General features: G+C 46.8%; 17 protein-coding genes and 1 pseudogene. 7 read left to right on the top strand and 11 right to left on the bottom strand.

Translation table 11 applies throughout. From position 1 onward, the window contains the following. The first annotated feature begins 70 nt into the window (after positions 1 to 70). Complete coding sequence (locus ASG93_RS09155; RefSeq protein WP_056831063.1) at positions 71 to 1,555, top strand: glutamate synthase subunit beta; 1,485 nt, start codon at positions 71 to 73, stop codon at positions 1,553 to 1,555. Positions 1,556 to 2,047: 492 nt separating this feature from the next. Here the strand turns inward: ASG93_RS09155 and ASG93_RS09150 are convergent, their stop codons facing one another. Then, the gene (locus ASG93_RS09150; protein WP_056831061.1) at positions 2,048 to 3,319 is read right to left on the bottom strand and encodes an MFS transporter; all 1,272 of its coding nucleotides are present in this window, start codon (positions 3,317 to 3,319) and stop codon (positions 2,048 to 2,050) included. Positions 3,320 to 3,443: 124 nt separating this feature from the next. Between ASG93_RS09150 and ASG93_RS09145 the strand changes: the two genes are divergently transcribed. Further along, complete coding sequence (locus tag ASG93_RS09145; protein WP_056831059.1) at positions 3,444 to 3,902, top strand: hypothetical protein; 459 nt, start codon at positions 3,444 to 3,446, stop codon at positions 3,900 to 3,902. Positions 3,903 to 3,973: 71 nt separating this feature from the next. Here ASG93_RS09145 and ASG93_RS09140 read toward each other — a convergent pair whose 3' ends face one another. Next, positions 3,974 to 4,660: a response regulator gene (locus ASG93_RS09140; protein WP_056831056.1), complete on the bottom strand. Its 687-nt coding sequence runs from the start codon at positions 4,658 to 4,660 to the stop codon at positions 3,974 to 3,976. Positions 4,661 to 4,845: 185 nt separating this feature from the next. Continuing rightward, the gene (locus ASG93_RS09135; protein ID WP_056831054.1) at positions 4,846 to 6,045 is read right to left on the bottom strand and encodes a sensor histidine kinase; all 1,200 of its coding nucleotides are present in this window, start codon (positions 6,043 to 6,045) and stop codon (positions 4,846 to 4,848) included. Between the two features lie 198 nt (positions 6,046 to 6,243). Between ASG93_RS09135 and ASG93_RS09130 the strand changes: the two genes are divergently transcribed. Further along, positions 6,244 to 7,179, top strand: coding sequence for an ABC transporter ATP-binding protein (locus tag ASG93_RS09130; protein ID WP_056831052.1), 936 nt, complete (start codon positions 6,244 to 6,246; stop codon positions 7,177 to 7,179). Then, a complete protein-coding gene (locus ASG93_RS09125) occupies positions 7,163 to 8,110 on the top strand; it encodes an ABC transporter permease subunit (RefSeq protein ID WP_200984467.1) in 948 nt (315 codons plus the stop codon). The genes ASG93_RS09130 and ASG93_RS09125 overlap by 17 nt, the downstream gene beginning before the upstream one ends. Positions 8,111 to 8,186: 76 nt before the next feature. On the opposite strand, the gene ASG93_RS09120 is transcribed toward ASG93_RS09125, so the two are convergent. The 3 genes from ASG93_RS09120 to ASG93_RS09110 all read right to left on the bottom strand — a co-directional run bounded on the left by ASG93_RS09120 (position 8,187) and on the right by ASG93_RS09110 (position 10,492). After that, the gene (locus ASG93_RS09120; RefSeq protein ID WP_056831049.1) at positions 8,187 to 8,921 is read right to left on the bottom strand and encodes an HAD family hydrolase; all 735 of its coding nucleotides are present in this window, start codon (positions 8,919 to 8,921) and stop codon (positions 8,187 to 8,189) included. Positions 8,922 to 9,002: 81 nt separating this feature from the next. Further along, a complete protein-coding gene (locus tag ASG93_RS09115; protein WP_056831047.1) occupies positions 9,003 to 9,455 on the bottom strand; it encodes a bactofilin family protein in 453 nt (150 codons plus the stop codon). 5 nt (positions 9,456 to 9,460) lie between these two features. Next, a complete protein-coding gene (locus ASG93_RS09110) occupies positions 9,461 to 10,492 on the bottom strand; it encodes a M23 family metallopeptidase (RefSeq protein ID WP_056831045.1) in 1,032 nt (343 codons plus the stop codon). Positions 10,493 to 10,692: 200 nt separating this feature from the next. Between ASG93_RS09110 and ASG93_RS09105 the strand changes: the two genes are divergently transcribed. Next, a complete protein-coding gene (locus ASG93_RS09105) occupies positions 10,693 to 11,784 on the top strand; it encodes a ParM/StbA family protein (RefSeq protein WP_056831043.1) in 1,092 nt (363 codons plus the stop codon). Between the two features lie 103 nt (positions 11,785 to 11,887). Here ASG93_RS09105 and ASG93_RS09100 read toward each other — a convergent pair whose 3' ends face one another. The 4 genes from ASG93_RS09100 to ASG93_RS09085 all read right to left on the bottom strand — a co-directional run bounded on the left by ASG93_RS09100 (position 11,888) and on the right by ASG93_RS09085 (position 16,374). Then, positions 11,888 to 13,258 (bottom strand): GerAB/ArcD/ProY family transporter, encoded by a 1,371-nt coding sequence (locus tag ASG93_RS09100; protein WP_056831041.1) that lies wholly within the window; start codon positions 13,256 to 13,258, stop codon positions 11,888 to 11,890. A gap of 71 nt (positions 13,259 to 13,329) precedes the next feature. Further along, a complete protein-coding gene (locus tag ASG93_RS09095) occupies positions 13,330 to 13,560 on the bottom strand; it encodes a hypothetical protein (RefSeq protein ID WP_056831039.1) in 231 nt (76 codons plus the stop codon). Further along, the gene (locus ASG93_RS09090) at positions 13,557 to 14,735 is read right to left on the bottom strand and encodes a Ger(x)C family spore germination protein (protein WP_056831038.1); all 1,179 of its coding nucleotides are present in this window, start codon (positions 14,733 to 14,735) and stop codon (positions 13,557 to 13,559) included. The genes ASG93_RS09095 and ASG93_RS09090 overlap by 4 nt, the downstream gene beginning before the upstream one ends. Beyond that, positions 14,722 to 16,374: a spore germination protein gene (locus ASG93_RS09085; protein WP_056831176.1), complete on the bottom strand. Its 1,653-nt coding sequence runs from the start codon at positions 16,372 to 16,374 to the stop codon at positions 14,722 to 14,724. The genes ASG93_RS09090 and ASG93_RS09085 overlap by 14 nt, the downstream gene beginning before the upstream one ends. A 227-nt stretch (positions 16,375 to 16,601) precedes the next feature. Between ASG93_RS09085 and cls the strand changes: the two genes are divergently transcribed. Beyond that, positions 16,602 to 18,029 carry a cardiolipin synthase gene (gene cls / locus ASG93_RS09080; protein WP_056831035.1) on the top strand — a complete coding sequence of 476 codons (1,428 nt, stop codon included), beginning with the start codon at positions 16,602 to 16,604 and terminating at the stop codon, positions 18,027 to 18,029. Between the two features lie 119 nt (positions 18,030 to 18,148). Here cls and ligD read toward each other — a convergent pair whose 3' ends face one another. Next, positions 18,149 to 19,036, bottom strand: a complete 888-nt coding sequence (gene ligD, locus ASG93_RS09075; RefSeq protein ID WP_056831033.1) for a non-homologous end-joining DNA ligase — start codon at positions 19,034 to 19,036, stop codon at positions 18,149 to 18,151. A gap of 119 nt (positions 19,037 to 19,155) precedes the next feature. On the opposite strand from ligD, the pseudogene ASG93_RS09070 reads away from it, so the two are divergent. Further along, positions 19,156 to 19,533 (top strand): annotated as a pseudogene (locus ASG93_RS09070) (nitroreductase family protein); the annotation flags it as partial. Positions 19,534 to 19,849: the final 316 nt, after the last annotated feature.

The following is a 19,849-nucleotide window of genomic DNA, read 5'->3' as shown; positions in this document are numbered from 1 at the left end:
AGCGAAAAACTCAGCACATGCTTACGAAGTAAGTTTTCTCGGGAAAACTCTCAGGAGGGATTAAACGTTAATGGGTAAACCAACTGGTTTCATAGAACATCGTCGTGAAGTGGCGACTGAAACTGCTCCCCTAGTCCGGATTGGACATTGGAAGGAGTTTGCGACGCCGCTGACGGAAGATAAATTACAGACGCAAGGCTCAAGATGTATGGATTGCGGGATTCCATTCTGTCACACAGGGGCGTTGATCAGCGGCATGGCCGCTGGTTGCCCAGTGAATAACCTCATTCCGGAATGGAATGATTTGGTATACCGCGGTCAATGGAGAGAGGCTCTGGACCGTCTGCATAAGACGAACAACTTCCCTGAGTTCACAGGACGCGTATGCCCGGCGCCATGCGAGGGATCTTGTACGGTAGGTCTGAAGGATACACCGGTTACGATCAAAAGCATCGAGAAAGCCATTATTGATAAAGGCTTCGATGAAGGCTGGCTTACACCTGAGCCTCCGGAAGTGCGCACAGGTAAAAAAGTTGCTGTCGTAGGCTCGGGCCCATCCGGACTCGCTGCAGCAGCGCAGCTGAACAAAGCCGGACATTGGGTAACCGTGTATGAGCGTGCAGACCGCGTGGGCGGACTGCTCATGTACGGTATCCCGAACATGAAGCTGGATAAGAAGTACGTCCAGCGTCGTGTAGACCTACTGGAAGCCGAGGGTATTACATTCGTTACCGGCGCTCATGTCGGTGTGAACTATCCGATCGAGAAGCTGCAAGAAGAGTTCGATGCCATCGTTCTGTGCGGTGGTGCGACAAAAGGCCGCGATCTTCCGATCGAGGGGCGTGAGCTAGGCGGCGTCCACTTGGCCATGGAATTCCTGAGCAAGAACACGAAGAGCTTGCTGGATTCCGAGCACGCTGACGGCGCATTCATTTCCGCCGAAGGTAAGGATGTTATCATCATCGGCGGCGGGGACACGGGTACAGACTGCGTGGGCACATCTTTGCGTCACAAAGCGAAGAGTGTTACGCAGTTTGAGATCATGCCGAAATCGCCGGACACACGTCCAGCGAACAATCCTTGGCCGGAATGGCCGAAAGTCCACAAAGTGGACTACGGTCAACAAGAAGCGGCTGCCGTGCAAGGCGAAGATCCGCGCCAATACTTAATTAACACGAAGAAATTCGTGGGGGATGAGAATGGCAACTTGAAGGAACTGCACACGGTGCTCATCGAGTGGCAGAAGAACGAGAAGGGTGCGTTCGTTCCAGTGGAGGTTCCGGGCAGCGAGAAAGTATACCCAGCTCAGCTGGTACTGATCGCGATGGGCTTCACAGGACCGGAGAACACGGTGCTGGATCAACTCGGCGTCGTCAAAGACGAGCGTTCCAACGCGAAAGCGGACTACGGCAAGTTTGCGACGAGCGTGGACGGTGTCTTCGCTGCCGGTGACATGCGACGTGGGCAAAGTCTAGTGGTCTGGGCGATCAACGAAGGCCGCGCAGCGGCTCGTGAAGTGGATCGGTATTTGATGGGATCATCGAATTTACCATAAAGATGTAGAAAAGGAAGGAACCCTTGGTTTGGGTTTCTTCCTTTTTTTGTTGATAAGACTTTCATGCCGCGTTGCGGCACCACTGATGAATGAAAATTTTTAATTTTCAAAGCAGAAAGTATAAGTTTATACTTTTGCTTCGCATCTACCTTGACATACGCGCTCGTCCCAGAAGGACGACGGAGTCGTTTATCCTTGGACCCTGATTTAGTTGTCGTCGAACAATAGCAGTGCAGTGGGAGTATCTTATCTATCCAACGTCTACTGGGCTCGGACGTAGCAAGAGGAACGACGATGCTCTATTTATCGAAATTTCTACTTTTTGAACACTAAAGGGAACGTGGATCCGTTGTTTTACCATTTAGATTGAAATACGGCTCCCAATATTGAAATCAACGCACTGACGTTCCGCCATGCTAGCATTATAGCGATTATTAAGCAAAATAACGCATCGACGTTCCCTTTCGCGGTTCCATAAGATGTCCTAACCAGTCACTGAAACCGACGAATAGCCGGCACGCAGAGCACACTAGCAACAATGGCGATGCCAATCGAAGCGAATAATGTGATAGTCGTGATCCCGCCAATCTCATCAGCAATTAAGCCGATAAGGAAATAACTCACAGGCAGCAGGGCGAAAGACCCTAAGAGATCCAGACTGGCCACTCGGCCGAAGGCTTCTGCCGGTACAAGCTCCTGTAAGCTGGTTTCCCAGATAAGACCGAAGATCATAAGTCCAAAGCCTTCTACAGCCATCAGTAAAGCTAGAATGACCGCTGAAGAGGTGAAAGGCAAGAGCAGCAATGCCACACCGCTAAGGAGTACAGAGCCGTAAGCGAGTAGACCTCGATGAGGCCATTTTGCCCTCGAGCCAAAAATGAGTGCTGCAACGATGGCCCCAAGACCGGAGCAAGTAATCCCGATCCCATACATCAAGGGATCCAGTTGTAGATGTACTTTGAATAACCATGGAACCAGAATGACACTAATTCCACTATAGCTAATATTAATGAACGAAAAGGCAAGGATCGTTATCCAAAGCCAAGGATGACCTTTGAGGATCTTAATGCCTTCTAGAAATTCACTCTTCAACGAAGTCGAGGGTTGATCTGCAATTTGTTTGATGATTGGTGCATAAAGTGATTTTTTTACCAAAAATAGCAGGCATAGAAAGGAAAATAGATAGGTCAGCGCATCTAATCCAAAGCCGTAACTGGCGGATAGGGAGGAGATCAGCAGTCCACCAAGGACGGGGCCGATGAGTCGGACGCCTTGATTGCTCATTTGTGTCAGAGCGTTAGCTGCATTGCGAATTTCGGGTGTGAATACGGTGGCGCGTACAGCTGAATACGCAGGATGAAAAAGGCCTTCCATAAGGCCATAGATGCCAACAAGTCCGAATAAAGCATGGATGGATAAGGTGTTAGTGAAAATAAGCACCGCGATGGCTAACATGGTGATGAATCGGACGATATCAGAGAACATCATAATTTTAACGCGATCATAACGATCGACGATCCAGCCGGAAAAGGGGAGTATGATTATGTAAGGGAGCATATAAGCAGCCATAACGATGCCCATCATTGTGGTTGAACCTGTTAGGGAATAAACAACCATGGGCAAAATAACGGTAGTAACAGAACCGCCGAGCATGGAGATGAGTTGGCTGAGCCACAGATAAGGAAAGGAACGCGATTTGATGAATGGAATTAGGAAATTATCTAGTACTCGCTGTTTCTTTTTAAGATGGGATTCGATTTGCATGTTTGATTTACTCCTAACTCACAGAATCAAAAGGTGAACAATTCATACACATCATGTACAATAGAAGGAGCAGGTGAGCGCGCGATGCTGCGGAGCCTAGTATGTACGGATTGGAGGGGAGCACATGAAGAAAGAGGATCTCATTACGGCGGCGGAACTGTATGCACTGTTAGCTAAGAATGGAGAGGACTTTCAGGAATTTGAAATGCACGAACCCATCGGTACAGAGCATCTTCATTCTCTGCAAAAAGCCGTTGTGCTCCTCTCCCAGCAGGTAGCGGATCTTCAAACGCAGCTTCATGCGCATTTTGAACTCCAGAACAAACAACAAGAACAATTGCTGCGGCAATTTAAATATCAAATTGAACATAAGCTCCATGAGCAGTTGGCAAACGGGATCGTTGTACTGCAGCAGCCGACGGACATGGATGCCGAAGTTCTGCATAAGGAATCCCAACAGTTGACTCTCTATTCAAATGAGCTGTCTGAACCGGTTGATGAAGAGCCGACATATTCCAGAGTGAAAAGCTACAAAAAGATTCGGAAACGAAAGAAGTCGTTACTGGAGAAGCTTTTCGGATAGTTAAAAAGAACAAAAGACCGCTTCTTCCTAGTCGAAGAGCGGTTTTTCCGTTTCTTAGTGCGGCTGAAAATCTACAGCATCCCTTCCTCATGAGCCTTCTTGGATGCTTGCACGCGGTCTCGGACGTCCATTTTCGAGTATATGCTGGAAATATAGTTCTTCACGGTGCCTTCGGATAAGAACAGCTTTTCGGCAATTTCTCTGTTATTGAGGCCATCGGCGATACAGTGCAGTACTTGCACTTCACGCTCGCTGAGTCCATATGCATCGGCCCGAACCTGCTCTTCTACAGCTTTGATTCCGGCACCCTGAGATGTGCTATCTGCGGCGCCTCTCGCTTGCTGGACGAGCATTTTGGCGATATCTTGCGGGATGAGTGTACCGCCTTGATGCACCCATTTGATACCGGCAGCCAGATCCTTCGGATGAATGGCTTTGAGCAAATAGCCTTCAGCACCCGCTCCTAGGGCATCCATGACATAGATGATTTCCTGGAAGGTAGTCAGGATAATGACGCGAATCTGAGGCCATGCGGCCTTGATTTGGCGGGTTGCTTCGACACCGTCCATGACAGGCATATGAATGTCCATGAGTACCACGTCAGGCTGCTGTTCTTCGCACTGCTTTAGAGCTATATGACCATTCTCGGCCAAACCGACGACGTGAATTTCAGGGTCCATATCAAGTACGATGTGCAGGCTTTCTCTTATTAAATCCTGATCATCGACCAGAAGAAGTTTAAGCGGTGTCGTGTTCATGCTTGGTCCTCCTTAGAGTTTTTCGCCAGAAAAACTGGCTCCGAAAGCGTTACCTGAGTTTTTCGCCAGAAAAACTGGCATCGAAAGCGTTACTTGAGTTTTTCGCCAGAAAAACTGGCATCGAAAGTGCTGCTTGAGTTTGCGTACACACATTGTACCACCCAGTACTTCCAACGGGAAAGAATTTACAATGACGGCGAGCGTTTGGCAGGAATGGAACAATGGACGATAGTACCTTGACCTAATGTGGAACTTACCTGCAGCGTACCCTGCAGAGCAAATATGCGTTCCTGCATGGCGTTGATACCAAAGCCAACTTTCAGCTGCTCCGTACCGATGCCATCGTCCTCAATGCGAATGTCGACTAGATCATTGGCATAAGTTAGTGTAACTTCTACGGTGGTAGCACGGCCATGCCGTTTGGCATTGGTCAGTGATTCCTGCAGACAGCGAATGAGCGAAAGTTTGGTTTGTTTCGGAATTTCGAATTCCTCACCTACGGTCGTGAATCGTATTTGGGTTCCGGTATGAAGGGCAAATTCGTTGGCCAGTCTCGTCAACTGTTGGGAGAGCAGCATATCGCCCTCGGGAACCATCTGATGAATGCTGCGGCGTACTTCTTCGAGTCCACCACGGGTTACGCTGCGCAGGACGTCCAGCTTTTCTTTGGCTTTGTCTGGCGCAGTTTCGATGAGGTAGGACACAGCGTCCATCCCCATGATGACGGAGGTAAACGTATGACCCACCGTATCGTGTAATTCACGTGCCATCCGGTTGCGCTCCTCAAGCAGCGTAAGCTGTTCGATTTGGTTGGCGTACTGTTCTAATGCGTTATTTTGCTCATGGATTAAATGATACTGACGTTGGTTCTCGGCTAAAAGTTTTTCGGTCTTCTCATTCGAAGTCACAACCCGTTGTAAGCTAAGGCCAATGGCAAAGAACAGCACAGCATTTAAGATAATGCTAAATAACTGGCCAACCCCCATCCCGCTATGCAGGATGAAATAATACTCAACAGGCATAGCCACCATGAATATGGGTGCGGTCCACCAAGCATTTTTTCGGTCGGTAAGGAATCCGATGACCATTAATGGGCAATTAATAGTAAGGTACGCATCCTGCTGCATCCATGAAAGATAGAGTTGTAGAGGAATACCTGTCAGCAGCACGGCAATCGGATAGAAAGTTGAGTTGATGTAATTCGGTCTCCAGAATAGAAATGGAGCGCCATAAGACAGGAGGATGGCCAATATTGTTTGGATGTTGGTCGTTAGTTCATGCTCTTGCATATGCAGAAGCGCATAAAGCAGGCCAAGCAACGTAGAACCGGTCAATACGATAAAAAGGGACCACTCCACACCGTGCCAAGGTCTTCTTTGAATCATAAAAGGACTCCTTTACACAAGATCATATAAGATCATTGTACATAAAATCAGGAAAAAGCCATAGTGAGCGCAGTCATATGGTTTGGTGATGATTGGTGACTTTTCTCTATGACTATTCTTAGGAAGATTACTAGGCAAAGCGGTTCAGGTAGGGTAGCATTGGGTTATATTGGTTATAAGTTAGGGGGAGTGTTAAAGATGACAGCAACAACAGATGCCATTACGCCGATAGTAAAAATCGATCGAATTACGAAACGAATCGGTTCTAAGACGATTATTGATAAATTAAGCTTTGAAGTGCCGCGGGGCGAGGTGTTTGGGTTTCTGGGTCCAAATGGAGCGGGAAAAACGACAACCATTCGGATGATGGTCGGACTCATGTCGATCACGGAAGGGGATATACGGATTGGCGGGTATTCGATTCGTACCCATTTTGAGCAAGCGATTCGCCATGTTGGCGCTATTGTGGAAAATCCGGAAATGTACAAGTTTCTGAGTGGTTATCATAATTTGGTCCATTACGCGAGAATGTTCCCGGGTACTCCGGAAGACCGAATTCATGAGGTCATTGATCTTGTTGGTATGGAAAATAGAATCCATGACAAGGTCAAAACGTACTCCCTCGGTATGCGTCAAAGGCTTGGAATTGCTCAAGCTTTGCTGCATAAGCCGTCTGTGCTAATCCTGGACGAGCCTACGAATGGGCTGGATCCGGCAGGTATTCGTGAACTGCGTGATCATCTGCGAAAGCTTACCCGGGAGGATGGGATCTCCGTTATCGTGTCCAGTCATTTACTGTCGGAGATGGAGCTGATGTGCGACCGTGTCGCCATTATTCAGAACGGGAAGCTGGTGGACGTCAGACTTATTAAAGAGTTTGGTCAGGCGGATGGCAAGCAGCAGGTGGCTTTTGAGGTGGCGTCGATGGATCGAGCTGTGGCATTAGCAGCAGAACACGGAGCACAAGTGGAAGTATCTGGGGATGATCTTGTCATGAATCTCGATAAGCAAGAGACAGCAGCGTGGAACAAAAGGTTCGTTGAGGCAGGGATTGCGGTCTACGGCATCCGAGCGGCAACCAAATCCCTGGAAGATCAATTTTTAGAGATGACGGGAAGTGATCCGATTGCTTAATCTTATTCGAAATGAACATATGAAAATTTATCGGAGGCTGCGAACTTGGATTCTAGGTGGATTATTGATTGTCATTGTCGTATTAGCTGCACTGTTCTCACATTCGGGCTATAGTACTAATGACGATAACTGGAAGATAAGAGCGGCGGAATCGATTGAGCACAATCAGAAAGAGCTGGAAAATCCCGATGTGCCGGCCAAATTTAAACAGAAGATGAGGGAGGACATAGCACTCCAGCAGTACATGTTGGATCATAATTATCCTCCGACAGATAGCACGTTATGGGGCGGCACCCTAAGCGCAGCAGGATTAATCATCATGGTTACGTTATTTACCGTGATCATTGCCGGAGATATGGTCGCTGGTGAGTTTACATGGGGGACAATCAAGCTGCTGCTCATTCGTCCTGCCAGCCGAGCGAAAATTCTTTTGTCTAAGTATCTAACAACGCTGCTGTTTGCAGCTACGCTGCTGATTGTGATGTTTATTACTTCACTGATTATGAACGGGTTCCTCTACGGGTTTCAGAGTCTAAACCTTCCACACTTGACTGTAAATGCAGCAGGACAAGTTCGCGAAGGGAGCATGTTGGTGTATGTGTTTGCAACCTATGGACTAAAGTTGATCGAACTCATCATGATCGTGACGATGGCCTTTATGATCTCGACCGTATTTCGCAGCTCATCACTAGCTATTGGCCTTAGCATTTTCATCATGTTCGCGGGGCAAATTATTACGCTATTGCTGATGAGATACAGCTGGGGCAAATATTTTTTATTCGCCAACACGGATCTCACTCCCTACTTAGAGGGGCAGCCGCTGGCAGAAGGGATGACGCTTGGTTTCTCTATAACCGTGCTGCTCTTCTACTTCTTATTGTTTATTGTGCTCTCTTGGGAAATATTCCGCAGACGCGATGTAGCCGCCTGATCATCAGATGATCAGAGATTAACAGATACAAAAAGGACGACTCCTAGGTTATGAAACCTTTGGAATCGTCCTTTTCTTATTTTTGAATATAAGCATGGATCGTATCAGGAACTTCCTGCAAGGAGTTCAACTGATAGAACGCCCCTTTGGGAGTGATGTCGATGGTTCCTTTGTTGTACTCCCAGTCCTGCTGCACAGGAATGTGAATCGAGTGAATACCCGCATGAAGCGCAGGCAGTACATCCGTCTTAATCGAATTGCCGATCATCCATGTGTGGCTGCGATCAAAACGCTGTTCGTTCATGATCGTTTCCATGTATTCTCTCGTCTTATGCACAGTAACAAAGATGCGATCATCAAAGTAAGTGTCTAAGCTCAAGTCCTTCACTTTTTTCATTTGGATAGATGCATCGCCACCTGTATATAGGAAAAGTCGGTGTCCGGCTTGCTGGAGATGATCGAGTGTTTCGTTCATTTGTGGATAAGGCTCTGCCGTGTATTCATAGACAGTGTGGCCTAATTGCATCAACCATGATTCTTCTTTTACATTCGTTGGACGGTTATATTGTGAGGCGAACCATTGGTATGTCTCAACAAATGATTTGGGAAAACGATCCGGCATAAAGCCATGAATGTGGATGCCAGCGAGATCGATTTGGAGCTGCTTCTGCTTGATGTCCTGCGCGCTAAGTCCGTGCCCAGAGTACCAAGTGAGCATAAGATCGATAAACTGGTCAATCACGAAGTCAAAATATTTATTACAATGCACCAACGTATCATCAAGATCAAAAAGTATCGTCTGTTCTTTCATAGGCCGCGTCTCCTGCATCAGTTAGAAATGAATTTCCAACTATTATAACATGCGCCTAGCCTTAAGGCCTAGGCGAGACCCTTACATCGCCACCGTATTCCCCTTAAATGTCCCATTGGCGGATGAGGCAGGTTTATTCCCATTCTCTTGCTCACCGTTTTGGATAGGAGCCGTTGTTGATGTTTTCGAGTCCATTTTACTGTTTCCTTGGAATAGTCCACCTTCTTCAATGATGAAGGAAGCCGCGCTGATATTGCCTTGAAGGGAACCTGTAGAAGTAATCGTCAGCTTGCCCTTGGTGATGATGTTGCCCTGCACATTTCCTGCCAATACAACGTCTCTTGCCGAAATATTGGATTTTACAACGCCATTTTCCCCAATAATAACATCCCCTGCGCACTCGATATCACCTGTAATGCCGCCTTCAATGCGTATGCTCGCTTCTGATTTGATGCGGCCTTCAAAGGTTGTACCTTCTCCAATCAAAGTATCGGTTGTATTTGGATTCATGAAGTCTTTCTTTTTCTTAAACATGGTGGTTATTCATCCTTTCGAGTCGCTTTGAGATATGGTTTGGGGTCGATGCTTTCCCCATTTTTGAGTACCTCATAGTGCAGATGAGGTCCAGTACTGCGTCCTGTGGAGCCGACTAGGCCTATGGAACTACCTTTTTCCACAGAATCTCCCTTATTCACTAAAATTTTATTTAAATGCATGTACCAAGTGCGCAATCCCTTCGAATGCTCGATGACGATATTGTTGCCGTGGAACATATCACTCCCCGTACTGACGACTTTACCGTCTGCGGTTGCATAGACAGGATCATTCTCACGGGCACCGAAATCAATGCCGGAATGAAAGCTTGGACGATGCGTAAAAGGGTCCGTACGATAACCGAACGTCGATGTGACGACCTTGGTGGTAGTCGGCCACAGGGTTGGGGTTATGCGAAGCAATTGCTGCTTATCGGCAACCTTTTGCTTCGTTACGGTAAAGCTGGTTTGCAGCTCATTCACATCGCTGTTAAGTGCCGTGAAGGATGCTAACGTCTGTTCACCAAGCTTGATAATGTCTTCCTGAGAAGCAGGGTTAGGACTTCCGCCAACGCCGCTATCAAGGGCAGGGGGCTTCCCGTCCGCATCCGCGGGCTTATCCGCTGTGCTGGATGACGTGCTGGCAACAGATGTACCAGATGTATTGGCGTCGATCCCGGCAATCGATTTGAGATCACTTTCTAATTTCTTCATCTCTTCGACTTTTGTTTTCATTTGTTCGGCTTGCTCAGACAGTTGAATAACTTCATTCTGTAATTGTTCGATGGCCTTGTCTTTGGAATTTAATGCAGCACTCCACTGCTGGTTAGCTCCAGTTAGCTTTGACTGTAGAGCGCTAGCCTCTTTCAAGGTGCTTGTATGCATCACATATGTGATTATAGAAATTAGCAGCAGCACGGATAAACATGCTGCAGCGATATAAGCGAATAGATGGGGAATACGAAACCTGACGACTGATTGATTAGCATCTGGAATGATGACTAGCGTAAGTTTTTTGGGTTTCCAGTTGAGCTTCATAAAGTCTTACTTGTCTCCTATCGTGGTTGAATTTGGTAAATTGCGTTTCCTGTACTTCAATTCGTCATATTCTGATAAAAACCTTCCTTATACCTACTAGTCCTACATAAAATGAGTCGAAAGTAGGAAGGAATCCTGTCGGATATAATCGAATGTACTTAACAAATACAGGAAGATGTAGATATGGAGTGGAGCCGCTAATGATAAAGCTTGCAGGTATCGATATAGGGAACGATAGTATTAAACTGGTGCTGGATGGTTCTAGAGAACCGCTAGTGATCCCGAATATCATTGCGCCGGGATACGAAAGGCATATTTTGCAGGAAGAAGACTCACCATTGAAAGCGCTGGATGTAATGATTTACAGTCCATCACTTTCGCAAAGAAATCAACGTTATTTCGTCGGACAACTTGCTTTGGAGCATGAAGATAACCTGGAGCTTGAAGACACGGATAATAAGGCGATATCGGATCAATCCCTTATTGTTGCGCTTACTGCATTAGCTTATCAAGGTCTCACCAACCAAGCCTCTAATGCTGGGTACGGAAATGTAGACGAAGTCGAATATACGCTCGGAACCGGTTTGCCTGTTCGTGCATTTGCGAAGTTCAATCAGCAATTCGAGCAAAGGCTGCTGGGTGAGCATGAAGTGACGTTTCTATCCACTCCACAATTCCAAAACCGCAAGATTAAAGTATCGGTTCGCAAGGTTGCAGTCTCCATTGAAGGGGCGGCAGCTATGTTCCATTTGGCTACGCACGACAGCTTGCAAGTCAAGGATGAAGAGATTTACAACGGCTGCATCGGCGTTTGCGAGATCGGCGCGCTGACAACGGACTTCCCTGTTATTAAACGGATGGCCATTGACAATCACTTCAGCCATGGCGAGCAAATTGGCATCGCTACCTACCTCGATGCCGTCATTCGCGATGTCGAAGATGCTTACGGCTACGTGTTCCCAAGCCGCGCGAAGCTAGTTCAGCGAGTGAAGAATCGCGAATTTACGATTCAACTCCTTGGCGAAGGACAGGTCGATATTCGACCGATCGTAGACCAGCATTTCCGCCGGGCGGCTTTGCGTATGATCGAGATGATCAAGAAGCGCTGGCGCAAATATCCTGATATTCAATGCTTCTATGTGATTGGTGGAGGCGCATCAGCGCTGAAACCTTACATCCAAGAAGCCGCAGGGTCATTAAAACTGAGATTCGCTAATGAAAGCGAATATCTAAATATGTATGGCTACTTGAAAGTGGCCAAAAGTCGGTTAAGCCAGTCAGTTCCTGTCTAACCATGTAACGCACCTGTTTAGGCAGGTGCGTTTTTTTGTTTTTTGCCGCTAAGGAACAACCGACTAATAACTCGCAATTAATTATTCGGTTGTTGTTCCTAAATCATTTACCGGCTTGTGATTGCTTCGAACGGTTCACCTCCATATAAGTTGTCAGGAGCGTAAGGAATAAACAACAAGCAAAACACATAGCGCAGGCTATGCTCATGATGGGCATATACTTGCCGAAGGCAAGTCCGATGAAGATGCTGACAGTGCAAAAAACGATCAGGATATTGCCCAGCCAAACCCATTGCTTGTAGGAGAATCGCACAGTGACCTTGGTCATCTGCTCAGGAGCAGTTGTATTTGAATTCCCACTGTCACTGGGCGACACCGCTGGATGAAGCTGTTTCCGCTGCTTGATCTTCGCGGCAGCGAATAGGATACCGATGACGAAAGGCTGATATCCCAGTACAATGAGCGGCATGCTGAAATTCGCAAAGGCGAGCACCTCCGTGATACTCTTGAACGATAGAATAGTCGTTAACCCCACCAAAAGCGAGACCTGCTTGTTAATGACGGGATAGTTGCGCTCCTTGATGATCGAGCTAATGCCTAAGAGAATCGCTAAATAAATCGCGATCATTTTGCAAGCTAGGACGGGTAACCAGATGGTCAGGAGAACGATATCAAGCCGATCGAGGAAATCCGTCACATGGATCATTTGCACCAAATTGTAAGCGGGATATATGAAGTTCGCTGGCATTTTCGGTCCCAAAACGGTAAGTACCAAAAAAATGAGAAGCGTGAACAGGCAAATACCGAGCAGGGATCCGTGTCGGATTGCGGAACGGATTTGATTTGCGTTGTACATCGTATGCAGAAAGGCGCCGAGAATGAAAATATCACCCGCACTTCCGATAGTAAGCAGGTTGCTGAAGGCCAATTGTTTGAACGGCATTGCAAAAACGGGCAATGCGAGCCGAAGATTGAATTCGTTTGATAGCAACAGCGGCATTGATAAAGTCGCGATGACGAAGAGAGGATAGAACATATCGTTTACGCGAGCGACGATTTCAACGCTGGTTCTCCCAAAATAAATCAGATACAAACAGGGCATCAGAACTAAGATTTCCAAGGGTGTGTTGTGCAGCAACAAAGTGGAATTGTATTTCGACGCGGAAGCCAGATCCTGTACGAGAATTTGCCAGAAGTGGAACAAAATCAACAGATTGACGGCAGTACCGCCCCAGCGTCCCAGCACATGTATGGATATTTCGAAAATGTTCCGCTTGGGAAACATCTTCACTAGATATCCGAAAAAGGCTGCAATCACAAATATATAGAAAACAGATAGGATATAGCTGAACCATGCATCCATCTCACTTACTCGAATCAGTACATTTTGCAATGTAAAGATGCCTCCGCTTGTGATGACGGATGAGGCCAGCCACGCCAGCTGTCTCTGGTTAATCACTTGTTTTTTATCCATGAAAGACACCGCCTTTTCGATTGCTTCTGGGCTGATCACTAAATCATTGCGTTATTGATGCTAATTTGCAATCAAATGCCCATTAAATGACTAAACCAAGGGGAGACCGTGTGGATAAAGAAGCGCGATGGCATTGGAATAGGTATGTGTAAATATTTGGTGATAAAAAGTACGAATGTGACAAAGGTAATTAACCCATATGCCGCCTTTACGCTGCCTTTCTGATGCTTAAGTACCTTGCGGTCTATCAAAAGGCTGGCAATCATAATGAATAGAAAGATCAGTATAAATATGCTGTTCATGGCTGGCTCCCATCTTTGGTCACATTCTGATTGATAAGACCGGTTTCGGTGATAGAGGCTTCCACTTTGATGCGGAATTCGGCTTCTTTAAACACCTCAGGCCACCGTTCTTTTAAACCGTTGTTCCACGTATTAGGATGACTTCTCCAAATCATTAATCCCAGTTGCGCTGAATCGGTCCCTTCCTTTTGCATTTGCTTAATGGCGGCTTGGACGCATTTCTTCACTTGCTCTGCGAATTTACGTTCCACCTTGTGGATGGCCTCCGGCTTGTTGAGATCTTGTTCGGATAAATCTTCACCAATGACACCTTTTGCCTCTAGCTTAAGTTCAAAGATGACCTTGTCCCCTTGCAGTATAGGTTTGATTTCGGTATTTCCTTCCTTAACTAGAATGGAGATATCTTTGCCTGATTCAAACGGAAAAGTGAGAAGATGCTCTCTAACATAGTTTCTCAGCCACATGAGTCCATTCGTCTCCTGGTTCTTGTAAATGCCAACCATTCGGTCTCCTTTGAACTGACCATAGCCGACCAACTGAATTTCTTGAGAGGGCTTCTTGGCGCCTTGAGTTTCCTTGGCTTCGAGGTAGCTCAAAATAGGATCACTGTTAAAGCTAAGCGCAAGGCCAATATCCTTCGTGGATGTCGCCATCGCGCGGTGCGATTTGGTTATTTCTCGAATAACCTCGGAGGGAAAACGTTCAAACTTGGGCTCTGCATTCAGCAGGTCGTAGCCTTTGCCTTTGGTCACTACGAGAAAGCAGGTCAACCGACTCTCCGGTGTCCGTGCCGCATCGTCAAACATGATGCCAATGCCTGCCTTGGCAAGCTTTTCGCCTAAGACGATCGTACGTCGATGAGACAGAAACAGTCTGCGTGACATTCGCATCTGCAGTTTGCTTGTTGCGTCTCGTATCGTCGATCCGACCTCCGAATCGATATAGTAACTTTTACCTCCGCTCGTACCGCCTCCACCCCCGCTGGCACCGCCCATGGAACCGGGAAGGGGTAACATATAGGTAACGCGATACTTGCCATCGTCCTCCAGATCAATGGAGGAAGTGAGCACAAAGGCGATATCGTTGGTTTCGGTACGATCCCAACAGCCTGTTAGGAATGTCAGCATGAGGGTGATCATCATCCCAAACACGAAAAGACGCCTACGATGAGTCATTTGAATTGCCCTCCTCACTCGCTTTATGCTCATGCTGAATTCTGCTTCCGTCTACGCCTCCGTCCTCCTTGATTTGCTGAGGCAGCTTGCTATCCATGTGCTGTGTGTCTTGAATTGCCATAAATGCAGGTCGTTTCTCCATCGCCCACCAAGGAGAGCGAACCAGCGAATCTTGTAAATCTCCAGCGGATAACGGTCCTAATGGGGATAAATAAGGCACTCCGAAGGACCGTAAATTCGCCATATGTCCGAACAAAATCAACAAGCAGAAGATGATTCCGTAGAAACCGAATACGGACGCAACGATTAGAAAGGGAAAACGCAGCATCCGAATAGCGATAGCGCCGTTATAGCGCGGGATGGTGAACGAAGCAATCCCGGTAATGGATACGACGATAACGATCGGTGCGGAAACGATGCCGGCTTGAACAGCGGCTTGTCCAACAACGAGCGCACCTAAGATGGAGACAGCGGAGCCGACCGCTTTGGGCAATCGGATGCCTGCTTCGCGTAAAGCTTCGAAGGTAATTTCCATGATGAACGCCTCAACAACAGCTGGGAACGGAATCGCTTCACGGGCGGCGGCAACACTTAACATCAGAGTTGTTGGTAGTAGTTCATGGTGAAAAGTCGTTATAGCGACATACAGAGCAGGTGCGGTGAGCGACAGAAACAAGAAGATGTAACGCAGCAAGCGTAATAGTGAACCAATTTGGAATCGTTCATAATAATCCTCACTCGCTTGCATAACCTGTATGAATACGAAAGGGACGACAAGTGCAAAGGGTGTGCCATCAACAAGAATGGCCACTCGTCCTTGCAGGAGAGCACTGGCAATAACGTCTGGCCGTTCTGTGAATTGGATCTGTGGAAAGGGTGAATACGCATCATCTTGGATGAGTTCTTCAAGCATGCCTGACTCCAAAATGGCATCGATCTTGATTTGCTCAATCCGCTTGACCACTTCCTCAACAAGAGAGGGCATGGCCAAGTCGTCGAGATAGCAGATGACAAGAGCGGTATTGCTCTCTTTGCCGACGCTCATGGATTTCATCTTGAGTCTAGGCGTCTTTAGTTTGCGGCGGATCATTGAGGTGTTCGTGCGAATACTCTCCACGAAACCCTCTTTCGGTCCGCGCACGACAGTTTCCGTCTCCGGCTCGCCGACGGAACGCTTCTCTGTACCGCGAATACCAAGCAGAATGGCTTTCGCGTTGCCTTCCACGAGCAGGGCGGTATCCCCGCCCAAAACTGAAACGAGCAGGTCTCCGTAATTATCGGAGATCTGTGTCTGAGACACCGGCAGTATCGTGCCAACGATGCGGTCGATTGCTGTTTGGCCGCCACCCAGAATCATTAACGATTTCATCGTTTCGTTGAGCAGTTGGGTGTTGGTTAGTCCATCAACGAAGAGCAGCAGTGCCGGAATGTGCGGTTCGATCTCGAATTCACGGACGACGACATCAGAGCAGTCCTGAAACATGGCTTTAATAAATACATGATTATCATGTAGAAGAAGGGATAGTTTAGTTTGCTTAAGTTCTTCGATGAAATGATAGTCAAGCGAATCAATAAGCTCGGATTGCTCATCATTCTCACCGAGCCTGTCTGACGGGCGTTTACGCAGGATACTTTTCATCAATTGTTTGGATGCTTTAACCATTGCGCTGGCCCCTCCTGCCGCAATCTGCATGAAGATGATAGGAATGCGTTTCTTATTTTTCTCGAAATGAAAGGATTTTATTACGAAAGTTGGAAAATTTTATTCGGCCCAGTTCAGATTGAAGGATGGGTATAGATGAGAAGCCCTTGGCAAAAGCTATCAGGACAAGAAATCTGGGGGAATTGGTAGAGGAGATGGAGCTTTTGTTGTGGGTTGTCATACTACTGCTGCTATTCATCTTTCAGACCGCCACGATTCTGATCGGTGAATACAAAAGGCCAGCCAAAACGGTGGCTTGGCTGCTCGTTTTGTTTATTTTTCCAATTATCGGATTTATCATGTACTATTTCTTAGCTAAGGAATATACCCAAAGGAAAATGGTTCGGCGCAAAGGACGCCGCAAAATGGATGAAATTAAACATCATTGGATGTATAAGGAATCGGCTGCGATTGCGAATAATGCGGAGAGTTATCAACTGTTTGATGAGCCGCGTCTTTGTGGATTGCTCCATAACATTCCGGGGTCGCCCATTACCCCGAAGAATCGAGTTGAAGTGCTGACGAATGGGGAAGTCACTTACGAGGCTATGATAAAGGCGATTGAGCAGGCGAGAAGTCATATCCATTTTGAATTTTATACCATAAGACATGATGAAACCGGTGTGAAATTTCAAGAAGTTCTGATTCGTAAGGCGAAGGAGGGTGTCAAGGTCAGAGTAATTTATGACGGGGTGGGCAGCTATACGCTTTCTACAGCTTACATAAATAAATTTAAGCAAGCCGGGATTGAAATTCATCCTTTCTTGCGTCCGCTCATTGCCTTCTTCGATAAACGAATGAACTATCGCAATCATCGAAAAATTATTGTCGTAGACGGTTTGGTGGGGTTCGTTGGCGGTATTAATATTGCCGATGAATACTTAGGGAAAGACCGAAAGCTTGGTTTCTGGCGGGATACCCATCTCATGCTGCACGGTGATGCGGTGTATTACTTGCAGCAGACCTTTATGACCGATTGGATGTTCGTTGGCGGGGATCGATTAGTTGAAGAATCGTTATTTCCTGAGCATAATGAACCGCAAGCCTCGTTGATCCAGGTTATTGCAAGCGGTCCAGATGCCCATTGGGATGCGATTCAGGAGATGTTTTTTGCAGGTATTATAGCGGCTAAGAAGCGAATTTATATGACAACGCCCTACTTTATTCCAGATCCAAGTATCACGATGGCACTCAAAACTGCGGTTATCAGCGGTGTCGATGTCCGTATTATTCTCCCTTACAAATCAGATTCCCAAATCGTTCAGTATGCATCGCGATCGTATCTGCTTGAGCTGATGCAGGCGGGGGTACAGTTCTATTTATACCGCAAAGGCTTCATGCACGCTAAGGTCATGATCATTGACCATTTAATGGCTACAGTAGGTACGGCGAACGTAGATATGCGCAGCTTTTTTAGCAACTTTGAATTGAATGCCGTGATGTTTAATAAGGATGTAATTAAGCGCTTAGAGGCTGACTTTTTAATGGATTTGAAGGAGAGTGTTGAGCTGAAATTAGCCCAATTTGAGAAGAGGTCCCGGGTGGAAAAGGGGAAGGAAGTCATTGCCCGATTATTATCCCCTTTGTTCTAATAGAGTAGTTCTATTCGAGGCTGCTATTTTATTTGTAGATAAGAAAGTATAAGTATTATACTTTTGCTTCGCATCTACCTTGACAAAACGCGCTCGTCCCTGAAGGACGACGGAGTCGTTTATCCTTGGAGGCGGTCTAAGATAGCGTTCAAATTTTGCAGAGGCACCTTCTCAATGAGGTCGCCATACGTTCTCAAACGGTTCATCATCGTATGTAAGTTGAAATCACGAATGCTAGGACGCATCTCAACCTCTTTCCATAACAGGGGGGTGGAAACAGAGGCGTCCTTTTTGGCGCGTGGTGTATAAGGCGCAGATAATGTTTTTCCATACCAGTGCTGTAGGTAGTCAACGTAAATTTTATCGCCGCGATTTTTCTTGAACCTTTCGATGGTAAAAAGATTAGGATACTTCTTCACGACAAAGGCGCCAATGAAATGACCGATACGGCGAAGCTGTTCAAATGTGTAGCCATACTGAATAGGGATGTAGATCTGAACACCGGTAGCGCCTGAGGTTTTGGGAATCGACTGAATATGCAGGGAATCCAGCACTTCTCCAATGATATGGGCAGCCTCCATAATTCGCGGCTCTTCCTCTAGGGATGGATCGATATCGATTACCCATTCTGCTGGCAGCGTCTCGCCAATTCGGTGGAAGGAAGGATGAAACTCCAAACAAGCCAAATTTCCCAGCCAAATCAGGGTGGGTAACGAGTCTAGATTGATGTAATTAATGCCATCCAGCGGCGCCAGCTTCACGAAGCTAGGTACCGGATCGGGGGCATTTTTTTGATAAAAGGATTTTTCATTATACCCGTTAGGGAAACGAATCGTTGTTAAGTGGCGATTACGGCAATAGCGCAGCAGGAATGGAGACAACTCGGTTAACTTGGCGAGATAATCAGCCTTAGTAATGCCCATTTCAGGCCATAAAAGCTTGTTCGGGTTCGTAATTGTCAGCTCATGCCCTTCCACGAGCAGTGTTCCTTTGGTTGTGACCGCCATGTAAATTCGTCCCTCCTGATATGGATTTACATCCGATTATTCCCCTCGGGGAGGGATCTCAAACTTCGACGACCTTTTGAAATGTAATGTAAATTTGCTTGACAAAAAGATGAATTCATAGAGTTGTTGTATTATTCGGCGAGCAATCCGAAAAATTGTGGAACATTACGAAGGAAACACTGAGAAAGATCGTGCCTACTGACAGCTTCGCGCCAACTGAGGAACGTATCGATAGTTTCAAAAGCGGGTATGGAACGGAGTTATTCTTTGAAGATGAGACGACCGTAGAGAATCTGCAAAAGCAATTTGCTGCCGATGCTGACAATTTCCCGATCTGGTCCAACCAATCCTCAGGCATGCTGCAATTTGTAGTATGGACGGCGCTGGAGCAAGAAGGTCTTGGCGCATCACTTCAGCACTACAATCCTTTGATTAACGAGGAAGTTGCACAAACGTGGAACCTTCCAAGCGAGTGGAAGCTGCTTGCCCAAATGCCTCACGCGGTCTTCAAGTGGTTGGAACTCTTTATCACCCGGAGTAAAAGTTGGTTTACCGAATAGCTTTCGTTGAGAAGTTATTGAAATAGGTGCGGAAATCGAGCTTTCCGCGAGGAGTGATCCAAATAGGCTCGGAAACGAAACCTAAATGCAGCGAAAAACCGTTGCGAGGTAGGCGTTTGAAGGTTGAGAAGTCGATATTCGAGCTCCCGGATCTTTGCTACTTTATCGACGGTGAGAAGTCCATTTCGGCCCTTTCAGCATACATTTGTGGGTAAAAAGCATCCTTCTAGCTTCGAGAAGTCGTTTTCGGACT

It is taken from the genome of Paenibacillus sp. Soil787, assembly GCF_001429545.1.
Lineage (GTDB): Bacteria > Bacillota > Bacilli > Paenibacillales > NBRC-103111 > Paenibacillus_E.
The sequence above is the reverse complement of the archived record's forward strand: the minus strand, read 5'-3'. Positions and strand labels throughout refer to the sequence as shown.